We start from the raw sequence: 22,677 nt of genomic DNA on the forward strand, positions 1-22,677 counted from the left end.
TTACAACCAGATGACCCGGCCTGGATGAAGGCGGGTCCGGGGGGAGGGCACCCGCAGGCGCGACAGGGCTTAGAATGTCCGGCTGCACCCATCCGTTCGACCCCTGGAGTTCCCCAATGACTGTTGCGCAGTTCTACCCGATCGGCACCCCCGGCCAGCCCTGGGGCGACGCGGAACGCGCACAGTGGCGGGCCCGCCAGCAGCGCCAGCGCAGCTACCACGACGACGTGGTGGCCGCGCTCGAGCGCCTGGACGACAGCTTCGATGTGATCCAGTACGGCCAGCTGGACTATGCGCCGGACCATTACCCGCTGTTCGCCGTGGTCAACCACGACTGGAACCCGGCGCTGCCGACCGCGCTGATCACCGGCGGCGTGCATGGCTACGAGACCAGCGGCGTGCACGGCGCCCTGCAGTTCCTGGAACAGCAGGCCGAGCGTTACCTGGGCCGGCTGAACCTGATCGTGGCGCCGTGCGTCAGCCCGTGGGGCTACGAGCGCATCCAGCGCTGGAACCCGGACGCCATCGACCCCAACCGCAGCTTCCGTGACGGCGGCCAGATCGTGGAAGCCGCCGCCCTGATGGCCTGGGTGGCCGAGCGCAAGCCGAACCTGCTGGTGCACCTGGACCTGCACGAGACCACCGACAGCGACCTGCACGAGTTCGATCCGGCGCGTTGTGCCCGCGACGGCAAGCCGTTCGAGCGCGACACCATCCCGGATGGCTTCTACGTGATCGGCAACAGTGAAGATCCGCAGGCCGAGTTCCAGAAGGCATTGATCACCGCCGTCGCCCCGGTCACCCATATCGCCCCGGCAGACGCCGAGGGCAACCTGGTCGGCCTCCCGCTGCAGTCGCCGGGCGTGGTCTGGGGTGAGTCGCGTTCGATCGGCGCCTGCGCCGGCTTCACCGACGCACGCTTTGCCACCACCACTGAGGTCTACCCGGACAGCCCGCGCACCAGCCCGCAGGAATGCAACGACGCCCAGGTGGCGGCGGTGTGCGCGGGCCTGGATTTCGCCCTGGCGGCGCAGTAACGCGCCACGTTCCGGGCAGCGACCGGCATCAGCCGGCGCCGTTCTTTGGCCGGCGAGGTGGCCATCGATGGCGAAGGCGAGGCGCGGCATCCGGCGAACACATCCAGATCGCGCCGGTACACCGTGCTGTTGACTCCGAACAGGCCCAGCAGCGAGTGGAAGAGGTTGTCGTGGCTGTGCGCCCGGTGCAGGGCATTCTGGTGCAGGCAGGCCAGGTCCAGGCCTGCGTTGCGGCCGAAGTCCGGTGAAAACCACATCACCATCGGCACCTGGGTCTGCTCGCGCGGGGCGATGAAGTAGGGCGTGCCGTGCAGGTACATCCCGCGTTCGCCCAGCGACTCGCCATGGTCGGACACATAGATCAGTGCGACATCACGCTGGTCCGCATAGCCCTGCAGCAGGTCGATGGCCTTGCCCAGCAGGTGGTCGGTGTGGACCAGGGTGTTGTCATAGGTGTTGACCAGCGCCTCGTTGCTGCAATGCTGGATCTGGTTGCTGTCGCAGGTCGGGCTGAAAGCCCGCGACGCTGCGGGATACCGTTCAAAGTAGGTCGGCCCATGACTGCCGAGCTGGTGCAGCACGACCAGGGCGTCACCGTTCATGGCGCCAATGCGTGTTCCGAGCTGATGCAGCAGCACCTCGTCGTAGCAGGTGCCGTCGGCGTTGACGCATTGGCCGGCCACCTTCAGCACGGGCATGTCTTCAGTTGGCACGCGTTCGCACACGCCCTTGCAGCCGCCATTGTTGTTGTTGCGCCAGAGCACGCTGACGCCGGTGCGCTGCAGGATGTCGAGCACGTTTTCCTCGGTTGCTGCGCGTACATCGTCGTACTGGCTGCGGGTCATCTGCGAGAACATGCACGGCACCGAGATCGCCGTTGCGGTTCCGCATGAGGAGACATCATTGAAGCTGATGACGCCTTCCTTGCGCGAGAGCCGGGGATTGGTCGCGCGTGGGTAGCCGTTGAGCTGGAAGTTCTGTGAGCGCGCGGTCTCGCCGACGACCAGGATCACCAGCTTCGGGCGCGGGCCTGGTATTCGCCGTGCGTCCATGCCGATCGCGCGCAGCGGTTGCTGGCGTGTGCTGTAGAGGCTCTTCAGATAACCGTGGGTATGCCGCACCACGTTCAACGGCAGCACCTGGTCGCGGATGTAGCGGTTGTTGCGAAGCAATGACGAATAGTCCTTGTAGAACGCAAAGCCGATCGCCAGCAGCACCATCATGGATACCAGGACGTTGACTGGCCACACCAGCAGCGAACGTATCGAGCCCACCCCGCTGGCGGTGCCCATCAGGACCAGCCCGGTCGCGGGCAGCACGCCCAGCGCCAGCAGGGTCAACAGCAGTGGCAGCGACAGATAGGCGTTCAGCTCGGCCTGGTTGGTCTCGAACAGGTTCTGCACCATGCTGCGGTCGATCAGCACGTTGTAGTGAAGCATGAAGTAGCTGCAGGCGGCGCTGATGACAAGGAGCAGCACCAGCAGCGGCCTGCGCACGAACGGCAGCGCCAGCAGCGGCGTCAGCATCAGGTTGAACAGGCAGAACAGCACCAGCGGCAGGCTGGCCAGGAACAACGCACTGCGCAGGCTGTTGAGGTCGATCAGTCCCCACAGCGACTTCCAGAGGGCGATGTTCCCGATCGTGGTGAAGAACAGTGCGGCAGCCCAGACCAGAATGATCGGATGGGGCCGTGGAAAACGGAGGCATTGGCGCACGAGCAGGTTCCGCGGAACAGGAGTGCGCGCAGTATCGAAACGGCCCTATCAGGAAGTTGTCAGGTTGGGCGGGCTAGCCCAGCAGGATGACGCCCCACACCGCGCCCACCATCAACAGTGCGGTGGTCTGCGCGGCGCTGCCCATGTCCTTGGCGTTCTTGGACAGCGGATGCTGTTCCAGCGAGATGCGATCGACCACCGCTTCGATCGCCGAGTTGAGCAGTTCCACCAGCAGGCTGATGAAGCAGACCGCCAGCACCAGCGCCCGTTCGAGCTTGCTGATGTCCAGCGCGAACGCTGCAATGATCAACAGCGCGTGCAGAAGCAGCAGCTGACGAAAGGCAGCTTCGCCGCGGAAGGTGGCGATGAAACCATCGCGCGAATGGATGAGGGTATGGAAGATGCGGCTCAGGCCGGTCTTGCCGTGCGGGTACTTGCCGCTGTCCTTGGGGTGCTGCATGCCGTTTCCGCCGTGAAGTGAGCAATCCCCAGCATGTGCACGCGCGCGTCAGGAAACCGTCAGATGGGCCACTCCAGGCTGAACCGGCAGCCCTGCTGCGAGGAACACACCGTCATCCTCCAACCGAGGTGCTCGACGATGCGCTGCACGATGGACAGCCCCAGTCCCTCGCCACTGTGCGGGCTGCCGGGCACGAAGCGCTGGAACTGCCGTGGATCGATGCTGGAGGGCAGCCCGGGTCCGGTGTCAGCGACGATGAGTGCAGTGTCGTGGAGGGTGATCCGCACTTCGCCGTTTTCGGTGTACTGGCAGGCGTTGCGCAGCAGGTTCCAGATCACGCTGTGCGCCAGATCCGCGTTGGTGTCCAGCTCGGCGTCATGCCGGGCATCAAGCGCAACGATTACCGGCTTTCCGGAAATCCAGGGCCGGCAGCGCTCCATGCAGGATTCGATCAGCGGACGCAGGGCCACCTTGTTGCGCGGCACGGTACTGGGCGCGCGTGAGAGCAGCAGCAGGCAGGTCAGCTGGCGCTGCATCTCCTGGGTGGTGCGCAGGATGCGCTGCGCGCTGGGAACCAGGTGGCTGTCGGCCGGAAGCTGGCAGGCGAGCGTCTCCGCAGCACCGCCGATGATCGCCAGCGGCGTGCGCAGCTCGTGGCTGGCATCGCCGCTGAAGCACTGTTCGCGATGCAGGAACCGTTCGAGCTCGTCACTGTGTCGGGCGAAGGCGCGGGCGAGTACACCGATCTCGTCGCGCGCGTTCTGGTAGGGAAAGGGCTTCTGGCCGTCCTGCACCGCGTCCGCCAATCGCGTGATGGGCGCGATGACGTGCGTCGCTACCTTCCGGCCGATCAGGAGGGCGCCGAGCACGCAGATCGAAATGACCAGTGCCGCAAAGGCATTGATCAGATGTTCCAGATAGGCATAGTGCGCTGCGTCCTGCAGCAGGTAGTAGCGCTGGCCGCCGCTGTCGAAGACGCTCAGGTGCCACTCGTTGGGCGCCTCTTCGCCGTGATGGCCCGGGCCGTACTGGCGCAGCACGACAGGCGCGTCCTGGGCATCGAACAGCTGGGTCCCCGGTGGCAGGGCTGGGCGTTGGCCACGATCCAGCAAGGCCTGCAGCCTTTGCACTTCGCTGGCCTGGGTGCGCGCGACGACAGCGGCCCGGACCTGGTCGTAGTCGACCTGATCGGCCAGTACGATGAAACCCATGGCACCGGCCATCAACAGCACGAACGAGATCGTGATGCGGGTGCGCAGGCTCAGGCGGCGGTAGAGGCCTGCCGGGGTCACGCCTGCATGCGCCAGCCGACGCTGTGCACCGTAGTGATCAGCGCGCTGTCGAAGCTGCGGTCCACCTGCAGGCGGAGTTCGTGGATGTGGGTCCGCAATGCTCCGCTGTCCGGTGGCTCGTCGCCCCAGACCAGGTATTCCATCTCCTGCTTGCGGACCACGGCGGGCGCCGCCCGCACCAGGCACATCAGCAGCTTGTGCGAAGTGGGCGTCAGCGCAATGCAGCGGCCTTGCCGCCAGGCCTGGGGCGAGCGCGTGTCCACCTGCAGGTCCTTCCACGCCAGAACGCTCTGGACCTGGCGACCCTGTGCCCGTCGTATCAGTGCCTTGATCCGCGCATCCAGTTCTGTCAGCGAGAACGGTTTGACCAGGTAGTCGTCCGCACCCATTTCCAGGCCCTGAACGCGGTCTTCGACCGGGTCGCGCGCGGTCAGCATCAGGATCGGAACCGGATTCTGGAACTCCTGGCGCAGCTTCCTGCACAGGGCCATGCCATCCAGACGCGGCAGCATCAGGTCCAGCAGGATGGCGTCGTAATCATTCTGCGTGGCCCGGCGCAGGCCGCTGACACCGTCGCGGGCATCGTCCAGCACGTAGCCCAGCGGCTCGAAGAAGGCGTACAGATTGGCAACCAGCTCGGGGTTGTCTTCGATGATCAGCAGGCGGGTCATGGCGTGCGTCCTTGCGCGTGGCCGAACTCTGCCCGATCTCTTGCCGGATGCCAATGCCCTGGCTGAATGGATCGCAATCGGCAATCGGCAATCGGCACTCACCGCCCTCAAGCGACGTTCAATCGGCCGGGCTGCGTGAGTCGCGGATCGAATAGATCACCGAAAAGATCTTCCAGCCCTGTTCGGTGCGGATCAGCTGCCACATTTCCTTGCCCCAGTTGGTCTTCACCCCATCGTCGTTGAAGCTGTAGTCGAACGACACCGAGGCCACGTCGCCATCCGTCTCGATCTTGGTGTTGGAGAATGTCTCTTCTTTTGGCTTGGGCGAAGCCACCGCTCCGTCGATCAGCGCGATGAAGTTGTTGGTGGGAATCTGCCGAGCCTTGATCGCATCGGGCTTGGTCTTGCGGATGTCCTGCAGGCGCGCGTCCTCGGAAACATACTGCCAGCCGATGTCTTCCGGCTTGTCCGAGAAGAACAGGCCCATGTAGGTCGGCTTGTCCTTGTTGATCAGCGAGGTGCGGAACGATTCGACCACCTGTTCGATGGCCTTGACGTCGGCGGTGGCGTTCTGTGCGGCATAGGCCGACAGGCACGCCGGAAGCAACAGGGCGAGGGCAGTGAAGCGTGCGCGTGCGTTGGGCATCATGGGGTCCTGAGGGGGGAGTAGGGTGGCGCTGGCGCATCACCGCGCGTAGGTTCGCCAGAAGAGCACGCGGCCTTCGGTCCTGTTGATGGCGACGAAGACTGACTTTCTGGATTCGGGCGCGCAGCGAAAGACGCGGTACGACGCACTGAGCGTCGCGTTGCTAGGCCACCAGTGTCGATTGAATGCAACAGGATTACTGTTGTTGAATGTGGTCGCCTGGCAATCCGCAGGAAGCTGCAGTGGTATCGCAGGGGGCTTGGCGAAGGCCAGCGCGCTGGTGTTTGAGTCGAGGTCGTGCACTTCGCGCAGGTCGGTCGCTTCGTGGGGCACCCAATCGGGAATCCATCCCTTGTTCACCATGTCGGCGTCGATGGCCTGCTGCTGGGTGTCGAACGAACTGTCCATCACCAGGCTGCAGGCGCTGAGCATCGAGCAGACTGCCAGTGCAAGAGTGCTTCTCATCCCGTTCCTGGCAACGGCTGTAACGCTCGTGTTCATGCTGGCATGGGCTGCCATTGAGCTATCGGGTCAGCGCGTCGAACAGGCGATTGCGGTCCGCATCGCTCATCGACCAGCCCTGTCCGAGCGGGGCCATGCGAACGGATTCGGTCCGGCCGCAGGCGCGGTACTGCCAGGTCTCCGAGCCATCGGGCTGGGCTTCCACGTCGATGCCCTCCAGGCGCGCGCACTGCAGCCGGGCCAGCGCCATCGGCGCGAAGTGCAGCATGTAGTGCTGTACCCGGTCGGCCGGCATTGCCGTGCCGGCAGGCAGCGGGTGGGCCGGGCCGTACTCGGCGAGCAGGCCAACGCAGGTCGCTGCGGCGGACAGGGGATTGCGACCGAAGGCGCGGGAGGCATCCCGCTCCACACTCTTTCCCAGAGTCTTGCCTTCCTTGCTGCTGGCATAGACCTCGGCGGCCTGCAGTTGCGCGGCGTCGAGTGTCGATAGCCAGTGCTGACGGCCCTCCTGCAACTGCAGTTTCAGGCCGGGTAGAGTCTTCTGGCAGCGCACTGCGATCGCCTGTGTCTGCACGAAATCCTGCCCACGATCGCCCGGCGTTGCGGTCGCTGTTGCCGCCGCTGGGGCAACAGCGAGGGCCATGCAGGCGATCACCAGATTCCGTCCCATTCCATTGCGCATCCTGCACCTCATGGCGAGTTTGACGGCGCACGCTAGCACGGATGACGGGCGCCGCAACAGGCCGGTTTGACGTTGAGGAAGGTCTGCGAGGATGATGCGCGGGCGCGCGGCGCAGGAGGGGATCTGTCAATGAGGACACTGATGTGGGGGCTTGCCGGCCTGTTCTTGGCGTAGGTGGCCGGTTGCTCGGCGATCTCGGCGTGGCATTCCCACGCGCTTGCCTCGGTCCCGGTCGGGGCGAGCAGGGCCGAGGTACTGCGGGCGCTGGGGCAACCTGACGTGGTGGAGCAGGCCGGTGTTCCCTTTGCGCGCTATGCGAGCAGTGGATGCAGTGGTCGCTGTGCGCAGCGATGGTGGTATGAGAACCGGCTGGGCCTGGATACCGAAGCCTGGTCGGTAGAGCTGGATGCTTCCGATCGCGTGCTCGCAGCGTCGCGCTGGACATCACCGTAGAAGACCGCGACGAGCGCATGCGCATCCACCGTCCTTTCATATTTATCGCAAGCCTGGCCCTGATGGCGTGGTGCACGTTGATGGGCATACTGGTGCTCATCTATGGCTTCGACGGGCAGGGCCTGCGCTGCGGCAGGCTGTGCTCACTGGAGGTCTCCATCCGCCTGCTCTTTGGTGATCGGGGATTCGAAATACTGGTGGCGATGGGGTTATTTGCCACAGCGCTGATGTGCGGGCGTACCGCACTGCGGGAGGGCATGCATGCCGGGCGGCCACGGAGGCAGGCGGGGCGCCGTGGGCGCAAACACCGCCGACCGGGGCGACCCCTGTCGTAAGGTGTCTGCACCGAGGTAAATAGCTCAGTGTGGGACGCTGCAGGTCGCTTCAGCGATGCAGCGCGTCAATGATCAACCCGGTGGCGATCTCCACCAGCAGGTACTCGCTATCGGACTGGCGCACCCAGCGCCGGTCGCGGCCCGGCTCGCGCAGGTCATAGCGCGCGTAGTCGTCCACCCAGTAGCGGCGGTCCACTTCGGCCCAAGGCAGGCGGTCCCCACGACGCCAGGCCTTCTTCTGCCAGCCCGGCGGCGGCGCATCGCGGTTGTGCGGGCCGCCTGCATGCGGCGGCGGGCCGTTGCCGCGGGCGTGGTGCGGCGGATCGGCGAAGGCGGGGGCCGCAGCCAACGCGGTAGCGGTGGTCAAGGCGATGGCAAACAAACGTGTGGTCTTCATGGATGTGCCTCCGTCATGGCCGCAGCATGCGGCGCTGTGGTGGGAATATAGGGCGGAGAGCGTGAATGAATACGGGTGTGCGCGGCACTTTCCTGAACACACGGCGTGACGTGCAGTCGCCGCCCCGGAACGGATCAACGGGCTCCGTCCGGGGCCGGACCCAATGCGCCCCAACCGCCGCCCAGTGACAGGAACAGATCCATCTGGCGATCGACCCGGTCCGCGCGCGATGCGGCCAATGCGGACTCCGCATCTGCCAGTGCGGCCTGAGCCGAAAGCACATCGAGAAAATCGATCCTGCCGAAACGGTAGAGCTGCTGCGCCTGCCCCGCGGCCCGCGCTGCGTCCCCACGCGCCTGCGCCAGGCTGCGCTCGCGTTCAAGCTCCTGCGTGCAGGCAGAAAGCGCAGTCTCGGTCTGGCGCAGTGCCTGCAGCACCGCGCCGTCAAAGGAAGCAAGAGCGGCATCTGCATTGGCACCGGCCGCTGCGATGCGGGCCTTGGCCATGCGGCGGTTGGGCCAGTGCCATGACAGCACGGGACCGATGTTCGCACCAAAGCTGTTGGCCGACAGTAGATGCGCCGGCGTGCCAGCCACGCCCGAAGAGGCGCCCAGGGTGACCCGCGGATAAAGTTCCGCGGTCTCTACGCCGATCATCGCTGTGGCCGCGGCAAGGCTCCGCTCGGCGGCACGTATGTCAGGGCGCCGCTGGAGCAGCTGCCAGCCGTCACCGACCGGCAATGCTTGCTCCAGCTCAGGGGGCTGTGGGCACCCTTCTGCTTCCCTGGGATAATCTGCCGGGACTTTGCCCATCAGTGCGGCCAGTTCGAACAGTGAGGCCTGCTGTTCCGCCAGCAGGTGCGGTATCGCCGCCGCGCTGCGATTGACGGCTGCACCGGCACGGCTGACATCGAAGTCCGTTCCGCGCCCGCCTGCAGCCAGGCGTCGGGTTGCCTCCAGCGTGGCGCGCTGTATCGCCAGCACCTGCCGGGTCGCAGCGAGCGTGTGATTGCTTGTGCAGATCTGGAGATAGGCACGGGTGACGGCAGCAGCGACGACCACGCGGACCTGGTCCCGTGCCGCAGCGACAGCCTCCGCGTCCGCGTTGGCGGCTTCGATGCCGCGGCGGATGCCGCCTGCAAGATCCAGTGGATAGGAGAGGTGGAGACCCAGCGCATACGACTGCGGCGCGGCCGGCGCCTGGGTGTAACCACCGGCATGGGTGAGCGTGCCCGATGCATCCACGTCGGCCTGCAACTCACCGCGTGCGTGATACTCCAGCATGGTTGCGCTGGCGCGCCGAAGGTTGGCATCGGCGGCGCGCAGGTCGGTATTGGCCGCCAGTGCTTCGCGGACGTAGGCGTCAAGCTGGGGGTCGCCATACAGTTGCCACCATCGATCCGGTGGCGCGTGCTGGCTGAACGATGCCTCCTGGCCCGATACGAACGCCCGTGCCGCCCGGGGGGAGGCTGCGACGGCATTCGCAGGGAGGTGATAGTCGGGGCCGGACACGCAGGCGGTCAACGGCAGCAGCAGGGCAAGCAGCCCACCACGTACTGTTCGCAAACTCACTTGCAGGCTCCCTGTGCCGAGGGTGTTATGGTCACATTTGCAGTGCGACCCACGATCAGACGCGTATCCGGCGGAGCATCATCGATATGGATGCGTACCGGGATGCGCTGTGCCAGCCTGACCCAGGTATAGGTCGGCGCCACGGCCGGCAGCAGGTTGTGTGTGCTTGAGCGCTGATCGTCGGCAATGCCGGCGGCGATGGTATCCACGTGTCCGCGGACGTCGTGGTCGTCGCCCATCAGCCGGGCCACGGCGGCATCGCCCTCGGTGATGCAGCCCAGTTTGGTTTCCTCGAAGTAGCCTTCGATACGCAGGCTGCCGGTGTCGATCAGCGCCAGCGCCTGCGCGCCCGGTTGCAGGTAGTCGCCCGCATGCAGGTCCAGGTTGGTGACGATGCCATCGGTGGTCGCGCGCACCTCGGTGCGTTGCACGTTGAGCTGGGCGACGCGCTGTTCGGCCCGTGCCTGCGCCAGGGTGGCCAGCTCGGTATCGACCTTGGCGGCATTGCGTTCGCGCGTTTCCGACGCGACCAGGTTGCCCAGTGCGTTGTCCCGCGTCGATTCGCGACGGGCCAGCGCCAGCGTGGCATGTGCGCTGCTGACCGCTGCGTCGGCCTTCTCAAGCGCGGCAGCGAAGCGCGGTTGATCGAGCACCAGCAGCAGTTGTCCGGCGCTGACCCGCTGGTTGTCGTGCACCAGCACCTGGGTGACCAGTCCCCCCATGTCCGACGCAACGCGCACCACATCGGCGCGCACCCGCCCATCCCGCGTCCATGGGCGTATTTCGTAACGATTCCAGAGGGAGAGCGCGGCAATGGCGGCAAGCGCACACACGGCCAGTGTTGCGCTCCAGCGCCCGATGACAGCAAGCAGGTGTTTCATTTCATTTCTCGAGCAGGGGCGAGAGCCGGGCCATCAGCTCCACCAGGATCACGAACGGGGACAGGACCACCAGGGGCCGCGCGGCGAACAACCGGTACAGACCGAGGCTGGCGAGCAGGCGTGAAGTCAGTATCGACAGCGCCAAGGCGGCAGCGGCCACGGCGAGCAGGCCGGGAATGAGCACGCCATCAATGGAAAGATCAGAAGGCATGAGGTCAGTGCCGATGGGTAAGCGGGGAAACGAGCAGATCGCGGCGCAATCCACAGAGCAGGTGCGACAGATGCTCCTGCTCAGCCCCGCTGCTGGCCGCCGCTGTCTCGCGCATGCGGTCCAGCAGTTCCAGAAGATGGGTGTCGACACTGCGTGCCGCGTGGGCGCGGATCCTGAAATGTGCGGCGACGTGTTCGATCAGCGCCGCATGAAACGCTTGCGTGCGTGGATCGTGCAGACGCGTGTCCAGTGCGCGGAGCTGGTTGGATGCATGTGCCGCGCGAACGTCCGCAAACAACGCCCGCAGGTCGTGTGCTGCGCTGGCACGGCCCTGCAACCTGGGAGCGAGCAGCCCGATTCGATCCAGCATCCGGCTGAGCCAGGCGCGGGTCACATCACCTTGTCCGGCGGCGTGTCGTGCGATGTCCCGGCGGATCGAGCGCTCCAGCCGTGCGCGGTTGCGGCCCGCATCGGCGGTCTGGAAAAGCTGCATGCTGCACAGTGCTACCGTCGTACCCACGAACAACGCAACGCTGTTGTTGAGCGCGCCGACGATGTTAACCGTGCTGGTCGCACCGAGGCCCGCGATGAGCGGGAAGGTCAGTACCACGCCCAGGGCGGCCATGATGAACGGTGGCCGGGCAAGGAACGATCCGCACAGCAGCAGCACCGGCGCGAGCGCGGCAATCAGGCCGGTGATATCGGACAACGCGGGGAAGATCAGCAGACCGTAGAGCAGGCCGACGGCCACGCCGATGCACGATCCCACCAGGTAGCGCATGACATGCGGTGCCGGCGCTTCGATCGTGCCGAACAGCACGCACGCCGTGCCGATGATGGACACCGCCGTGGCGCCCTCCGACCAGCCGGTAGCGATCCATAGAACGCAGCTCAGCAGGATGCCGACGAACGCGCCCAGCGCGCTACGCAGGGCAAGCCGATGATCCCGGTGAAGTACCGCACCCTGCGCATGTCGCACAAGGCGAGCAGGTACATGCCGGCGCCAGTCGGAGCGGGCAGTGCGCAGTTGTGCCTGCAGCACGCGGCAGTCGGCGTGGGCGAGGTCGAGCTCGGTCTGTTGCGCGGCGAGGCCGGCCTGCAGGAGATTGCGCCACCCGGTTGAATCCATCTGCGGTGAACGCAGCCGGTCGATGGAATCTTCCACCGCGCTGGACAGCATCAGGACGTCCAGCATCCGGTCATGCAGGGCACGCAGGATCTGCACCTGCGCCACGCCGTGGGCGCTGTCGAAGGGCAGGTGGATCGACAGCACATGCAGCTCGAGCAGGTCGGCGGCCACTTTCGAGCGGTCCGTCGCCAGCACCGTGTCCGATGCACCGGCCCGCATGTCGCGTGTCCATCGTTCCGTATCATCCAGCACAGCGGCAACCCGCGCGTGCACGCGCATCGAGACCCGGCGCGGCAGCACCAACCCGTGGACCAGCGTTGCGGCCAGGATGCCGATGGCGATTTCCTGCACCCGCGTGATGGCGATGGTGAACACGTCTCCCGGCACCATCACCGCAGGAAACCCAATCAGGCTGGTGGTATAGCCGGCCAGCAGGAACGCATACGCACGCGGCGTGCGGTCGAGCATCGCCAGGTACAGGCACAGCGCCATCCACGCCGCGAGCGCGGCGCTCAGCACCAGGGGGGCATTGGCAAATCGTGGCACCAGTGCGACGGTGGCGAAGGCCCCGCCCACGGTGCCGAGCAGACGGAACAGGCCGCGGCTGAGTGTCGCCCCGGAAAGGGGCTGCGACACCAGATAGACCGTGCCGATCACCCAGAACGGGCGATTCAGGCCGATCCTTAGAGAGACATACAGCCCCAGCGACGCGGCGAGCAGGCATTTGAGCGAGAACAGCACTGCTTCCTGGTCGGTCCTGAGGGCAGGGCTTTTCAACCGGGCAAATGCCTGGCGCATGTAGGGGTGGAACGGGGTGGGGGAGTGCATGCGGCTCATGCTAGTGATCGGCCGCACTGGCGAATTTCGCTACAATGACAACCAATCGCTAAAACCGGTCAATGTGAGAATGGCTCGCATTTCGCTCCCCGGCTTTGACCTGGACCCGGACGAGACCGATCGCCCGGCGGTCGCCAGCCGCCTGCAGGTGGCCGAGCACGACGCCGAGATTCCCGTGCATGAGCACCGCAAGGGTCAGCTCATTCTTGCGCTGCATGGGGCGGTGACCTGCGAAGTGGCCAATGCGTTGTGGATCGTGCCGCCCCAGTGTGGCGTCTGGATTCCGGGTGGCATGCCGCACAGCAACCGCGCCACCGCCAACGCGCGCCTGTGCTACCTGTTCGTCGAGCCCGGCATCGTCGATCTGCCCATGCAATGCGTGACGCTGGCGATCTCCCCGATGCTGCGCGAGATGATCCTGCACCTGGCCGACGCGCCGCTGGACTACCCGCATGGCAGCCACACCGACCGGCTGGCGCGCGTGTTGCTGGACGAGCTGGTACAGATGCCGGCCGAGCACCTGTCGTTGCCGGTCAGCCATCACCCGAAGGTGCGTGCATTGGCTGCGGCATTGTCGGCTGATCCGGCAGACCGCAGCACCATCAGCCAGTGGGCCGTGCGCCTGGCCCTGGGCGAGCGCACGTTGACCCGGCTCATCGAACGGGAAACGGGATTGTCCTTCGGGCGCTGGCGGCAGCAGCTGCACCTGCTCATCGCCATTCGGGAACTTGCCGCGGGTGCACCGGTACAACGCGTTTCCGAGACGCTGGGCTATGAGTCGGTGACGGCCTTCATCACGATGTTCAAGAAAGCGCTTGGCCTTTCCCCGGCGCGGTACTTTGCCGTGCGGCTGCGCGGGCAGTAGCGGGGAACAACGGGGGAAGCCGTTGCCTGGAACGTGCGCGATATCCAGGGCCGCATCAGCCAGATCGGCCTGACCCGGCCCGGCCAAGCCCGCCAGATCGTCGTGAACAACGTGACCTATGCGGCCTTCGGACCGGCGACCGGTTGGACTTATGGCAACGGCCGCCAGTTGCAGCGCCCGCTGGACCTCGACTATTGCCCGCAGGCGGTGCACGACCCGGCGGCAGGCGGCCTGTCGCTGGGCTACGGCTATGACCCGGTCGGCTCGGTCACCGAGCTGAAGAACGGCACGGGCTCGACGGTGCTGGCCAAGTACGCCTACGACACGCTGGGTCGCCTGACCCAGACTCAGGACGGCGCGACCGGCACGCCGATCGAAACCTATGCCTACGACGCCACGGGCAATCGGACCGCGCTGACCACCTCGGCAGGCACCGCCAGCTACACCTATCCCGCAACCAGCCACCGGCTGACCGCCGTGGATGGCGAAGCGCGCACCCAGGACGCGGTGGGCAACACCACCAGCATCGGCAGCAAGACGTTCATCTACAACGATGCGAACCGCATGAACGCGGTGAGGCAGGGTGTGCCGTGCTGGAAAGCTACGGTTACAACCATCGCGGCGAGCGCGTGCTGCGTACTCCAGCCGGTGGCGCAGCTCAGATCACGCTGTACGATGAGGCCGGACAGTGGCTGGGCAGTTATTCCGCCACGGGCGAGGCCCAGCAGCAGGCCATCTGGCTGGACAACTACCCGGTGGCACTGATCAATGTGCCAAGCACTGGTGTGCCGGAGCTGGCCTACGTCCAGTCGGATCACCTAGGTACGCCGCGCGTGGTGTTCGATCGGGTACGGAATGTCTCGATCTGGGAGTGGAGCAACAAGAGCGAGGTATTCGGCACCCAGATTCCGAGTGCCGATCCGGATGGCGATGGTGTGGCGTTCGAACTGGCGTTGCGCTTCCCGGGCCAGCAGGCCACGGATGCGAGCGGGTTGTTCTACAACCATAGTGGTTCGATCAAAACATCAAGGGCGACTCCAGCGCTGACTCCGCTGCGGATCAGCTGGCAAACCGCCTCGGACGATCATCTGGACAAATGAGCCGTACGCGAAGTTGCTCGCAGATGTGCGGGAGCTATCGACCCGGTGGAAACTTCCCTTACTGATGACTCGGATGCCTCAGATGTACGCTCCCCAGCTGCTCCCAATCGTGACGCTGTCAATCGCACTTTCTGGTTGCATGGAAGTTGCCAGCACCGAGTATGCAGACCGCAATCAAGCCGTCTCAAGGCAAGCAATCGGTGAATCCAAATGGTTGCCTTCATGGTTGCCAGAGGATGCAGTCAATATACGCGAGTCGCACGACATTGACACAAATGAATCGTGGCTGGTTTTCCGCCTGACCAGCGGGGCTCTTACTTTGCCCGAAGAATGTAGGCTGGTGAGCAGGCCGGAGGTGTCCGGCGCGCGAGTCATGCGGAGATTTCCACAGTTTGCTCGCAGCGCGTGGTCACGAGAATCAAGCTACTCCGGGATGTTCTATCTGTGCCCGGAGGGTGATGCTGGTCGCTGGGTCATGCGCGATGAAGAACAGGGCCTTGTTTACAGCCGAATAGCGCTATAAGTGGCCGGGCGGTCTCGCCTGGGAAGCGAAATGCGTGGCTGGCACTTGGCGATCTCCTTTCCCGGTGCCTGGTTCGCTACTTTCCGGCCGAGCGTCGAGGTCCGGCATGGGTCACATCGACCTCGTCACTGGCCATGTTCGCGAATGGGAAGGCGCTGTCTGAGCATTGCAGGTTCCGGCAGGTCCTGGGGCGCGTGGCCGTGGTGACGACTGTATGGGAGGGGTTCTGTGATATCGGCTCCATGGCCTATTGTGGCTGCAGCGCAGGCGGCGGGTGGAGGCGAATGGAAATGAAAGACAAAATGAGAGAAAGAGAGGCGCTGTCGCCAACTGGCTTCTATGACCAATACTATGCGGACAGTGGCCTGGATCAGGAAGTACAGCTCATACAACCGGAACGAAGTGGAACGGATGATTGAGCTGTTTTGCACGCAGCAGGAGCGGCTGGGTGTGTACGAAATCCTCAGGCAAGGAACCAATCGCCTGATCCATGAAGTGCTTAAACTCATCTAAAGATGCGCGAACGAACACCACCACAATACAGACACCAGGGTGCACAATCATTCCACTGAGACTTGTGAGCTAGGTCGCGGTGTCGGAGGGTAGACAGTGCTAGGCTCGCGCATCGAGGCATGTGAAAGCCTCGATGATTTGTTACAAGCTCTGGAGATGTCGCATGAAATGGAAGGTTCTAGGATGCTCCGCAGCACTTCTTGTATCCACCTGTGCTTTGGCGCAGGTGCCTGACGCTGACACGCAAGAAGGCAAGGAGATGCAGATTCAGATTCACAGCTATATGAGTGAACACCCCACGGTCTCGATAGACGAAGCAATCACGCGCCTAGCGGTACAAGGTGAGGTGATGTCGGATATTGAAGCGTTGCGTATCGAGTTCGCAGATCGTCTAACGGAGCTGTCGATAAAAGACGCGCCAGATCAACACATCTTGGTTCAACTCAAGGGGCCAGATCCAGTCGCGGATCGAACGATTACCACCGAGAGCGGGACGACCCGTGTGGTGTTCGAGGTTGGTCACAAGTACACCCAGGACGAATTTTACGCGCTCCTTGCTCAGCACAGACCTCTTCTTCACAGCGCCATACCAGGCATCACGGGGACGACTGGGTTCCCAGGCGAAGAACGGGTGCTGATTGACATAAACGGCGACAGCCGCCAAGCAGAAGAGTTGAAGGATACAATCAAGAAGCTTGAAAGAGTCACCGGTCTCAAGATTGAAGTCCGCCCCAACATGCCGAAGTCGGTCAACGCGGAGTATGTTGTTGGCGGCGCCCCCCTCCAATCCAACAATAGCTACTGCACCTCAGGATTTCCGGTTATTCATAAGGCCACTGGACGAAGGGGTATCACCACTGCGGCGCATTGCCCCGACAATCTAATCTATGGCAACTACGCAACCGGCGCAGGGAAGTACACCGTGCCGCTGACGTTCGTGGACCAGATCAATGATGCGAGCCACGACGTTCAGTGGCATACGGTGGGGTCACACACACCGCTACGGGAGGTGTATGCCACCTCCACTTCGGATTACAGTAGGCGCCGCATCATGTACATGTGGACCAACGCTACTCAAGGCCAGAGCATGTGCTTCAGAGGCGTCACCAGCCAATACACCTGCGGAACAGTCGTGAGCATCAAGCACAGGCCCGAGCTCGCATGCGGTCCAACCGGAAACCTTCCCTGCGCGGACGCGTGGATACGCATCGAAGGATCGTCGTTGGCGTGCGGATTTGGAGATAGCGGTGCCGCTATCTTCTTCGGAGACAATGGATACGGCATTGTCGCTAAAGCAAGCCTGAAAGACGGAAGTTGCAAGGGAGTCTCCGCAATGCCTTGGGGCGCAGTCAGCGCATTAGGGCTGGAGGCAGGCGGTTAGTCGCTACAACGAAACGTCCGGCTGAGGATGCTGGCTTTGCATCCTCAACCGGATATCCGCGATCGACTCTTTTTAATTGATTAAGTGAGCACGCCCGGTCCCTCTGGAGTTGAGGCGGTCAAATCGATGCTGGACGTGGTGAAGGAGAAGAATGTTAAGAAGCTGGGCGGGGTCTGATTCAAAGGTTAATCGTCCAGTGCTTCCTGGGTAGCCATCAGCCGCCAAGTGCATGCCGCGTGTCGAACTTTATTGGGGCGGCTCGTCGCTGGCGCGGTGGCGCTGTCTTGGGTTCTAGAATATCTCGATGTGCAGGGCGACGTTTGCGCGTGTCTCGTCGTGATTGCTTTAGATCCTCGGCTTTGTATGTTTCCCGCTACTGTCGCTGGAAGACGTTCTCCATCGATGCGTTGTCATGGCTGTTTCCTATCCGGCTCATGCTGCACAGGATGTCTGCTCGCGCAGAACGCTCTGCCAGTTTTACTGGGGGGAGAGCGAATTGAGTTCGCCAAGGTTGACGATAACGAGCCGAGACTCGCTGATCTTCTTGATCGTTGGAAGGCGGTCGGCTATCCGCTGTCCGGTCTGAAGTGTTTTCGTATCGAGACCAGCTCGACCGGAAGCGTCATTCTGATCTACGCCAGGACATGGCGGATCGAGCATCTGTCGATGGCGGATGCGGTGCCCTGAAGGACATTCCGTGCCCAGATTGCTCACCCCCGACGAGGTCTCCCTCATCCATAGGCTGCTGCCGGAGACGACCGAGCTGTCCGAACGGTTGTTGAAGGATCTGGCGCTCGCCCAGGTGGAGGACGTGGAGGTCGTCGGATTCGGGGGCGTGGTGTTCCTGTCCAGCACGACCCAACGCTTCGGAAGTGACATTGCCACGGCCATGCTCGCCGATGCCGACGGTGTGCCGGTGAGAGTCACCCTGTGCCTGGACAATCACGATCAGCTCTTCGAGCTGGAGCTGTGCAAAGTGGACTTCTCACCGATCATCGGGGTCGATCTGAGGAGCGCTTTCAGCGAGCACTGACACCTGCTGAAAGCGGTCCTCGCCGAAGGGCGCGGCGCATCGCGTTCACCCTTCGGGCTGCAAGCGCCCCACCGCCTGCGCGCACAACGACTGGCAGGCCATGACCAACCCTTCCATGACCCGGTCGCCCACGTACTGCCCGGGTTCGCCGTTCTGCCGGGTGCGTTCGGCCGCCAGCAGCATTTCCAGCACCACCCGCAACCCGGTCAACGCGCAATCGGCGTCGGCCAGGGCCAGGCAGCGCCCGGGCAGCTGATGCCGCTCCGGCCAGGGGTGACCGTCGGCCGCCGCACCGGAGCCGATGCGGTGGAGGTTGGCGATGAAGGTGTTCCTGTCCATGGCAGGCGCAGCCTGTGGCGAACCGTCGTCGCCGGCGGCGCTGCGGTAGGCGTGCAGATGCGGGAAGTCCGATTCGTTCATGGCGAGGCTCCGTGCAGGGCAATCGGTAGCCGCCACCCGAAAGGTGGCGGGCGGTACGTGGTTCGAATCCGGGTTGGCCTCAAGCCGGCGGGCGCGAACGCCCCCAACGCACCGCCCGCCATAGCCGGCAGACGGATTGCCAGCCGGCGCCACGCATGGTGACGCCGGCTGGCAAGCGCACTTACTCAAGGCCAACACGGGATTCGAAGCCCGGCCACCCTTTTCCGGTGGCACGCCATCTGAGCCCCTGGCGCTGTGCAATGCCAATCAGAAGAGTTGTAAACATCACTCGATTGGAGACGCTTTTGACATTGTCCTACGCTGTTAAGCCCCGCCAGTGCTGGCTGGCGTAGTGATCCGCCCGCAACGTGCAATCTGCGACATGTGTCCAGGTTGTCACGGCGAACGGGACGGGCGGGGCGGGCCTTTCACGACAGTCGGCGCCAATTCAGGCTGCGTGCCTCCCGGGTTGACGCTTTCAACGCCCCAGCGCACTCTGCGGGTTGGGGTCGACAACCCGTTCAGGGGCAGGGCTGCAGGGTGGTACCAGGAGGCGGAACAGCCATGAGCCAACTCACCGACAGTTTCGGACGCAGCTTTCCGTACCTGCGCTTGTCGCTCACCGAAGCCTGCAACTTCCGGTGCAGCTACTGCCTGCCCGACGGGTACCAGGCGGATGGCCACCCGCGTTTCCTGCAGGTGGAGGAGATCGGCCGCCTGGTGCGGGCCTTTGCGGCGTTGGGGATGAGCAAGATCCGCCTGACCGGTGGCGAGCCCAGCCTGCGCAAGGATCTGGACGAGATCATCGCCACCGTGGCGGCGGTGCCGGGCATCCGCAAGGTGGCCATCACCACCAATGGCACGCTGCTGCCGCGGCGCCTGCCGGGTTGGCACCGGGCAGGCCTGACTGCGCTGAACGTGAGCATGGACAGCCTGCAGCGCGAGCGTTTCCACACCATCACCGGCCACGACCGTCTGCCAGAGATCCAGCAGGGTCTTGCGCTGGCGCAGGCGCTGGGCCTTTCGGCAATCAAGCTCAACGCAGTGCTGCTGCGCGGCCTGAACGACGACGAGCTCCCGCAGTGGATGGAGTACCTGCGCGATCGCCCCTTCAGCGTGCGCTTCATCGAACTGATGCGTACCGGCGACAACGAAGCCTATTTCCAGCGCCACCACCTGCGCGCCGACGTGGTGATCGAGCAGCTGCTGGCCGCCGGATGGCGCGAACGCCCGCGCGTGGCCGATGCGGGCCCGGCGCGCGAGTTCAGCCACCCTGACCATCGCGGCAGCATTGGCATCATCGCCCCGTATTCGCGTGACTTCTGCAAGGGCTGCAACCGTTTGCGGGTGACCGCCAAGGGTGACCTGCGGCTGTGCCTGTTCGGCGAGTTCGGCGTGCCGCTGCGCCCGCTTCTGCAACGCGACGATGACCATGACGCGCTGCTGGCACGCATCACCACCCAGCTTGGCCTGAAAGCGGCCGGGCATGGACTGCACCAGGGCCAGACCGGGCTGACCCCGCACCTGGCCTCGATCGGAGGATGAGCAACACGATGAGTGGGGAATTGAATGCGGCCTTCCACATGGCCGATGTCCGTAACAAGCGCATCAGCCGCCGCCGTGCGGTGGCGGTGGGCGAGCTGCATGCCGGTCCAGTGGCCTATCCGCTGATCGTCGAGCGCCGCCTGCCCAAGGGCGATGCGCTGGTGATGGCCGAGATTGCCGGCCTGCAGGGCGCCAAGATGGCGTCGATGCTGATGCCGCTGTGCCATCCGTTGCCGCTGGAGCTGGTGCAGGTGTTCTGTGCGCCGGTGCCGGAACGGCAGGCGATCCGCGTGTGGTGCGAGTGCGCGAGCGAGGCGCGCACCGGCGTGGAGATGGAGGCACTGGCCGGCGTCAACGCGGCGCTGCTGACCCTGTACGACCTGAGCAAGCCGGTGGAGCCGGCCCTGCGCATCGAAGGCATCCGCCTGCTGTTCAAGGAAGGCGGCAAGCGCGGGGTCTGGCTGCACCCGGACGGCATGGACGAGGCCGAGCGTGCGCGTTTCAAGCCGCGTGCACCGAAGGGGTTGGAGGGTGCGGCCTGCGCGGTGATCACACTGAGTGATCGCGCCAGCGAGGGCAGTTATGAGGATGTGTCCGGCCCGACCCTGGTGACCGGCCTGAAAAAGCTGGGGGGCGAGGTGGTGGCCGCCGAGGTACTGCCCGATGGCATCGAGCCATTGGCGGGCCGCCTGCAGGCCTTGGCCGCCGAGGGCGTGCGCCTGTGCCTGTGTACCGGAGGTACCGGGCTGGGCCCGCGTGACCTGACCCCGGAGGCGCTGCGTTCCTTGAACGCGCGGCCGGTGCATGGCCTGGCGCAGATGGTGCGGGCACTCAGTGCACAGCACACGCCGATGGCCTGGCTGAGCCGCGCCGAGGTGGTGCAGCTGGGCAACATGCTGGTGTTCGCATTGCCCGGCAGCCCGAAGGCGGCGGCGCAGTGCCTGGACATCCTGGCGCCGGTACTGGGCCACGCCCTGGCGATGGTCGAGGGTGGTGGCCACTGATGATTGCCTACAGCGAAGCCTTGCAGCACCTGCTGGACGCGGCCACGCAGCTGCCGGCCGAGCGCCTGCCGCTGCATGAGGCCGGCGGCCGTACCCTGGCCAGTGACATCCACAGCGGGCAGTCGTTGCCGCCGTTCGACAATTCGGCGATGGACGGCTTCGCGCTGCGCGCCAACGGCGCGACGTTCGAAGCTGGTACCGAGTTCGCTGTGCAGGGCTGGCAGGCAGCCGGTGATGCCGGCGCCGAAGGCGGCGAGGGTGCCTGGGAAATCATGACCGGTGCGCGCATGCCGGCCGGGCTGGATACGGTGGTACCGGTCGAGAACGTGGAGATCCTCGCCAGCGAGGATGGCCGCCCGACCCGCATTGCCCTGAAGGCATTGGTGAAGCCGGGCCAGAACGTGCGCCTGCGTGGCGAGGATGTAAGCGACGGCGAGCGCGTGCTGCAGGCCGGGCAGGTGCTGGACATCAACGCGCGCACCCTGCTGCATGCCATCGGCGTGGGCGAGGTGGCGGTGATGACGCGGCCAAAGGCGGCGGTGATTGCTACCGGCAAGGAGCTGGTGACCGAGGCGGCGCAGACGCTGGCATCCGGGCAGATTCGTGACAGCAACCGGCCGTATCTGGTCGGCCGCCTGCAGGCCGCCGGTGCCGAGGTGGTCTGGCAGGGCACGGTGGGCGATGAGGTGGCGGCGTTCAACGCGGTGCTGGATGAAGCGCTGGACGCGGGTGCTCAGCTGTTGATCAGCACCGGCGCGGTGTCGGCCGGCCGCTACGATTTCATTCCCGACGCGCTTCGCGGCCGGGGTGCGCGCATCGTGTTCCACAAGGTGGCAATCCGCCCGGGCAAGCCGTTGCTGTTTGCGGTGCTGCCCAATGGCGCGCTGTATTTCGGCCTGCCCGGCAACCCGGTGTCGGCTGCGGTGGGCCAGCGCTTCTTCGTCGAGCCGGTGCTGCGCCGCCTGCTGGGGCTGGCACCGGAGCCGGTGCTGACGTTGCCGCTGCAGGCCGACGTGCGCACGCCGCCGGGCCTGCGCTTCCACGCGCGGGCGCGGGTGGAAGTGGACGCGCAGGGCCGCCTGAGTGCGCGCGTGCTGGCCGGGCAGGAGTCGTTCCGTTTGATGTCCATGCTGCAGGCCAACGCCTGGGTGGTTCTGGAAGGCGAGGGCGGTCTGGCCCCTGCCGGCACGCCGGTGCGTGTGCAGGGCTGGGGTCATCAGGACCCGGTGCAGCTGGCGAGCCAGGAGCCGTAATGAGACAGGTAAATCTGCAGTTGTTCGGCGCGTTCTCCGATCTGGATGCCAGCCGCGAGATTGCCGTGGAGGTGGCCGGCGGCACCGTGGCCGATCTGCGCCAGGCGCTGCGCGAGCTGCTGCCGCTGCGTTGGCCGGGTTTCCGTGCCGGGCTGCTGGATTACTCGGCGTTCGCCGACCAGCAACGCGTGCTGCGCGACCACGAGGCGTTGCCCGACGATGGCCGGGTCGCGATCCTGCCGCCGGTGAGCGGGGGCTGAG

Annotated in this window: 23 protein-coding genes and 1 pseudogene; 10 read left to right on the forward strand and 14 right to left on the reverse strand. The window is 64.9% G+C overall.

The genetic code is table 11. The features are described from left to right. Window positions 1-116 precede the first annotated feature (116 nt). Window positions 117-1,037 carry a M14 family metallopeptidase gene (locus AASM09_RS09845; protein WP_049428008.1) on the forward strand — a complete coding sequence of 307 codons (921 nt, stop codon included), beginning with the start codon at window positions 117-119 and terminating at the stop codon, window positions 1,035-1,037. Here AASM09_RS09845 and AASM09_RS09850 read toward each other — a convergent pair. The 7 genes from AASM09_RS09850 to AASM09_RS09880 form a co-directional block, all read right to left on the reverse strand. Then, window positions 941-2,752, reverse strand: coding sequence for a phosphoethanolamine transferase (locus tag AASM09_RS09850; RefSeq protein WP_049428006.1), 1,812 nt, complete (start codon window positions 2,750-2,752; stop codon window positions 941-943). The two genes, AASM09_RS09845 and AASM09_RS09850, sit on opposite strands and share 97 nt — an antisense overlap. A gap of 73 nt (window positions 2,753-2,825) precedes the next feature. After that, window positions 2,826-3,212: a diacylglycerol kinase gene (locus AASM09_RS09855; RefSeq protein ID WP_049428003.1), complete on the reverse strand. Its 387-nt coding sequence runs from the start codon at window positions 3,210-3,212 to the stop codon at window positions 2,826-2,828. 59 nt (window positions 3,213-3,271) lie between these two features. Beyond that, window positions 3,272-4,504 carry a sensor histidine kinase gene (locus AASM09_RS09860; protein ID WP_100443828.1) on the reverse strand — a complete coding sequence of 411 codons (1,233 nt, stop codon included), beginning with the start codon at window positions 4,502-4,504 and terminating at the stop codon, window positions 3,272-3,274. Further along, window positions 4,501-5,175: a response regulator transcription factor gene (locus AASM09_RS09865; RefSeq protein ID WP_049426806.1), complete on the reverse strand. Its 675-nt coding sequence runs from the start codon at window positions 5,173-5,175 to the stop codon at window positions 4,501-4,503. The genes AASM09_RS09860 and AASM09_RS09865 overlap by 4 nt, the downstream gene beginning before the upstream one ends. A gap of 118 nt (window positions 5,176-5,293) precedes the next feature. After that, the gene (locus AASM09_RS09870; protein WP_049426805.1) at window positions 5,294-5,824 is read right to left on the reverse strand and encodes a nuclear transport factor 2 family protein; all 531 of its coding nucleotides are present in this window, start codon (window positions 5,822-5,824) and stop codon (window positions 5,294-5,296) included. A 36-nt stretch (window positions 5,825-5,860) separates the two neighbouring features. After that, entirely contained in the window at window positions 5,861-6,229 is a 369-nt protein-coding gene (locus tag AASM09_RS09875; RefSeq protein ID WP_238378696.1) for a hypothetical protein, read from the reverse strand. A 115-nt stretch (window positions 6,230-6,344) separates the two neighbouring features. Next, window positions 6,345-6,938, reverse strand: coding sequence for a hypothetical protein (locus AASM09_RS09880; RefSeq protein ID WP_238378697.1), 594 nt, complete (start codon window positions 6,936-6,938; stop codon window positions 6,345-6,347). 497 nt (window positions 6,939-7,435) lie between these two features. Between AASM09_RS09880 and AASM09_RS09885 the strand changes: the two genes are divergently transcribed. Further along, window positions 7,436-7,753: a hypothetical protein gene (locus AASM09_RS09885; protein ID WP_100443830.1), complete on the forward strand. Its 318-nt coding sequence runs from the start codon at window positions 7,436-7,438 to the stop codon at window positions 7,751-7,753. Window positions 7,754-7,802: 49 nt separating this feature from the next. Here AASM09_RS09885 and AASM09_RS09890 read toward each other — a convergent pair whose 3' ends face one another. The 5 genes from AASM09_RS09890 to AASM09_RS09910 form a co-directional block, all read right to left on the reverse strand. Next, the gene (locus AASM09_RS09890; protein WP_049426764.1) at window positions 7,803-8,150 is read right to left on the reverse strand and encodes an RcnB family protein; all 348 of its coding nucleotides are present in this window, start codon (window positions 8,148-8,150) and stop codon (window positions 7,803-7,805) included. 134 nt (window positions 8,151-8,284) lie between these two features. Continuing rightward, entirely contained in the window at window positions 8,285-9,721 is a 1,437-nt protein-coding gene (locus AASM09_RS09895) for an efflux transporter outer membrane subunit (protein ID WP_049426763.1), read from the reverse strand. Then, the gene (locus AASM09_RS09900; RefSeq protein ID WP_049426762.1) at window positions 9,718-10,602 is read right to left on the reverse strand and encodes a biotin/lipoyl-binding protein; all 885 of its coding nucleotides are present in this window, start codon (window positions 10,600-10,602) and stop codon (window positions 9,718-9,720) included. Before AASM09_RS09900 ends, AASM09_RS09895 begins: the two co-directional genes overlap by 4 nt. A 1-nt stretch (window position 10,603) precedes the next feature. Continuing rightward, on the reverse strand, window positions 10,604-10,813 hold the full coding sequence (locus tag AASM09_RS09905; protein ID WP_049426761.1) for a DUF1656 domain-containing protein: 210 nt from the start codon (window positions 10,811-10,813) through the stop codon (window positions 10,604-10,606). Window positions 10,814-10,817: 4 nt separating this feature from the next. After that, window positions 10,818-12,779 carry an FUSC family protein gene (locus tag AASM09_RS09910; RefSeq protein ID WP_238378698.1) on the reverse strand — a complete coding sequence of 654 codons (1,962 nt, stop codon included), beginning with the start codon at window positions 12,777-12,779 and terminating at the stop codon, window positions 10,818-10,820. Between the two features lie 70 nt (window positions 12,780-12,849). Between AASM09_RS09910 and AASM09_RS09915 the strand changes: the two genes are divergently transcribed. Together AASM09_RS09915 and AASM09_RS09920 are read left to right on the forward strand one after the other, a co-directional pair. Next, window positions 12,850-13,644, forward strand: coding sequence for an AraC family transcriptional regulator (locus AASM09_RS09915; protein WP_049426760.1), 795 nt, complete (start codon window positions 12,850-12,852; stop codon window positions 13,642-13,644). Between the two features lie 18 nt (window positions 13,645-13,662). Beyond that, window positions 13,663-14,651, forward strand: a pseudogene (locus AASM09_RS09920) (RHS repeat-associated core domain-containing protein); the annotation flags it as partial. 1,000 nt (window positions 14,652-15,651) lie between these two features. On the opposite strand, the gene AASM09_RS09925 reads toward AASM09_RS09920, so the two are convergent. Further along, a complete protein-coding gene (locus AASM09_RS09925) occupies window positions 15,652-15,831 on the reverse strand; it encodes a hypothetical protein (protein ID WP_152906546.1) in 180 nt (59 codons plus the stop codon). A gap of 112 nt (window positions 15,832-15,943) precedes the next feature. Here AASM09_RS09925 and AASM09_RS09930 point away from each other — a divergent pair, with 112 nt between their 5' ends. Both AASM09_RS09930 and AASM09_RS09935 read left to right on the forward strand, forming a co-directional pair. Continuing rightward, window positions 15,944-17,161: a S1 family peptidase gene (locus AASM09_RS09930; protein WP_065428059.1), complete on the forward strand. Its 1,218-nt coding sequence runs from the start codon at window positions 15,944-15,946 to the stop codon at window positions 17,159-17,161. Between the two features lie 697 nt (window positions 17,162-17,858). Beyond that, window positions 17,859-18,194, forward strand: a complete 336-nt coding sequence (locus tag AASM09_RS09935) for a DUF6984 family protein (RefSeq protein WP_049426758.1) — start codon at window positions 17,859-17,861, stop codon at window positions 18,192-18,194. Window positions 18,195-18,239: 45 nt separating this feature from the next. On the opposite strand, the gene AASM09_RS09940 is transcribed toward AASM09_RS09935, so the two are convergent. Beyond that, complete coding sequence (locus tag AASM09_RS09940) at window positions 18,240-18,614, reverse strand: hypothetical protein (protein ID WP_049426757.1); 375 nt, start codon at window positions 18,612-18,614, stop codon at window positions 18,240-18,242. Window positions 18,615-19,178: 564 nt separating this feature from the next. Between AASM09_RS09940 and moaA the strand changes: the two genes are divergently transcribed. Genes moaA through AASM09_RS09960 form a run of 4 tightly spaced genes read left to right on the forward strand, consistent with a single transcriptional unit; the run spans window position 19,179 to window position 22,676 of the window. After that, window positions 19,179-20,159, forward strand: a complete 981-nt coding sequence (gene moaA / locus AASM09_RS09945; RefSeq protein ID WP_100443831.1) for a GTP 3',8-cyclase MoaA — start codon at window positions 19,179-19,181, stop codon at window positions 20,157-20,159. 8 nt (window positions 20,160-20,167) lie between these two features. Next, window positions 20,168-21,163, forward strand: a complete 996-nt coding sequence (gene moaCB / locus AASM09_RS09950; RefSeq protein ID WP_100443832.1) for a bifunctional molybdenum cofactor biosynthesis protein MoaC/MoaB — start codon at window positions 20,168-20,170, stop codon at window positions 21,161-21,163. Beyond that, complete coding sequence (locus tag AASM09_RS09955) at window positions 21,163-22,416, forward strand: molybdopterin molybdotransferase MoeA (protein WP_100443833.1); 1,254 nt, start codon at window positions 21,163-21,165, stop codon at window positions 22,414-22,416. Before moaCB ends, AASM09_RS09955 begins: the two co-directional genes overlap by 1 nt. Further along, entirely contained in the window at window positions 22,416-22,676 is a 261-nt protein-coding gene (locus AASM09_RS09960; RefSeq protein WP_005413671.1) for a MoaD/ThiS family protein, read from the forward strand. Before AASM09_RS09955 ends, AASM09_RS09960 begins: the two co-directional genes overlap by 1 nt. The last annotated feature ends 1 nt before the right edge of the window (window position 22,677 follow it).

The organism is Stenotrophomonas maltophilia, assembly GCF_039555535.1.
GTDB lineage: Bacteria > Pseudomonadota > Gammaproteobacteria > Xanthomonadales > Xanthomonadaceae > Stenotrophomonas > Stenotrophomonas maltophilia_Q.